This is a genomic window from Methylobacterium crusticola, from assembly GCF_003574465.1.
GTDB lineage: Bacteria > Pseudomonadota > Alphaproteobacteria > Rhizobiales > Beijerinckiaceae > Methylobacterium > Methylobacterium crusticola.
Window position 1 is genome coordinate 1 of sequence record NZ_QOWC01000454.1, and the last position, 1,615, is coordinate 1,615.

General features: G+C 77.5%; 2 protein-coding genes and 1 pseudogene. All 3 read right to left on the reverse strand.

What is annotated here, in order from left to right; genetic code table 11:
- Positions 1 to 273, reverse strand: a pseudogene (locus DT057_RS34850) (hypothetical protein); the annotation flags it as partial.
- Positions 274 to 358: 85 nt separating this feature from the next.
- Entirely contained in the window at positions 359 to 1,030 is a 672-nt protein-coding gene (locus DT057_RS34855; protein ID WP_128566548.1) for an NrsF family protein, read from the reverse strand.
- Positions 1,023 to 1,589 (reverse strand): sigma-70 family RNA polymerase sigma factor, encoded by a 567-nt coding sequence (locus DT057_RS34860; RefSeq protein ID WP_128566549.1) that lies wholly within the window; start codon positions 1,587 to 1,589, stop codon positions 1,023 to 1,025. The genes DT057_RS34855 and DT057_RS34860 overlap by 8 nt, the downstream gene beginning before the upstream one ends.
- Positions 1,590 to 1,615: the final 26 nt, after the last annotated feature.

The window sequence follows — 1,615 nt, forward strand, 5'->3', positions numbered from 1 at the left end:
GACGGCGTCGCCCGCCGCGGCCGGGCCGGGCCCGTCCGGGCCGTCGGCGGCCCGGGCGGCCCTGGCCAGGCCCGAGACGTCCAGGATCACGGCGCGCTCCGAGAAGAGCGTCGGGGAGCGCTGCACCAGGGCGTCCAGGTTCGAGAACCAGTCGCCGAGCGGCGTCTCCGGGGCGAGCACGAGCGCCCGGAAGGAGCGGCCGCGCAGCGGGAGGGAGGGGCGTGTGTGGCTGATGCTGGTCACGGCGGTTGACAGGTTGTTACCGAGCCCCATCAAACCCTCGGCATGGTTACCGGATCGTTAAAGGATCGGGCGCCGGCGCACGAAATCGTGACAAGCCGCGCCGGACGGGGCCGGATCAGGCCGGCGGCCCGCGGCGCGACGACCCGTCGAGGAGCCGGCCGCCGAGCAGGCCGTTGAGGCCGATCACGAGCGCGGCCACCACCACGTGCACCGCGAGGTCCGACGCGGTGGCGTCGTGGGGGTGGAACGGCACCAGCAGGGTCGCGGCGCCCGCCGCCGCGGCGAGGCCGCCCAGCGCCGCGGTCAGGTTCGGGCGCAGCGGGCAGGCCCGGCGCAGCATCCAGAACAGAGCCAGGGAGAGGGGCAGCGAGAAGCCGAGGATGAAGGCGAGGCAGCCCGTCATCTCCCGGGCGTCCGGCATGTCCGTGCCCGGCGCCGCGAAGCCCCGCAGGCAGCCGAAGCCGCTCGCCCCGAGCCAGAGCGCGACGGGCAGGAGCGGCAGCGCCGCCCAGCGCGCCGAGCGGCCCGGCACGCTGGTCTGGAACGCCGCCGCCGCCGCCGTCACCATGGTGAGGGCCGACCCGGCGAGGGAGAGCCAGAGATCGGCCACCCCCATCCGCAGGCGCAGCGCGCCGAGATCCGCGCCGAGGCTGAGCGCGGCCCCGAGGGCGATCACGCCGGCCGACCAGGCGACGGCCCGCAGCCAGGGCGAGGGCAGCGGGCGGACCGCCGTCAGGTGGAGCGCGAGGGCGTCGACCAGGCGGTCGTGGCGGGTCGCCTCAGGCATCCCCGTCCTCCCGGCCGCCGAAGCGCGCGCGCAGGCCCTTGAGGGCGCGGTGGAAGTTGACCTTGAGCGCGCCCTTGCTGCGCCCCGTGAGGGCCGCGGCCTCCTCCAGGGAGCGCTCCTGGTAGGCGAGGTGCTCCACCGCCTCGCGCTGGCCGGCCGGCAGGGCGGCGACCGCGGCCTTGAGGCCGGCCGCCCGCTCGCGCGCCGCGAGCGCGTCGCCGGGCGCGGGCGCCAGGTCCGGGAAGGCCTCGTAGGCCAGCGGGTCGTGGACCTCCCGCGGGCGCCGCCCCTGGCGGCGCAGGGCGTCGACGGCGCGGCGGCGCGCGATGGCCCGCAGCCAGGGCAGGAACGGACGGGCCGGGTCGTAGGTCCTGCGCGCGGCATGAAGGGTGATCAGCGTCTCCTGGATCACGTCGTCCACCGCCTCGCCGGTCAGCCCCTGCGCGCGGGCCTGCGCGGCGATCACCGGCTGGCAGCCGCGCAGGAGGCCGCGATACGCCGCGGCGTCGCCGCCCTGCGCCGCCGCCATCGCCTGGGCCAGCGTCCGCTCGAGACTCATGCGACGATCCTCGCACGGCGCGGCCC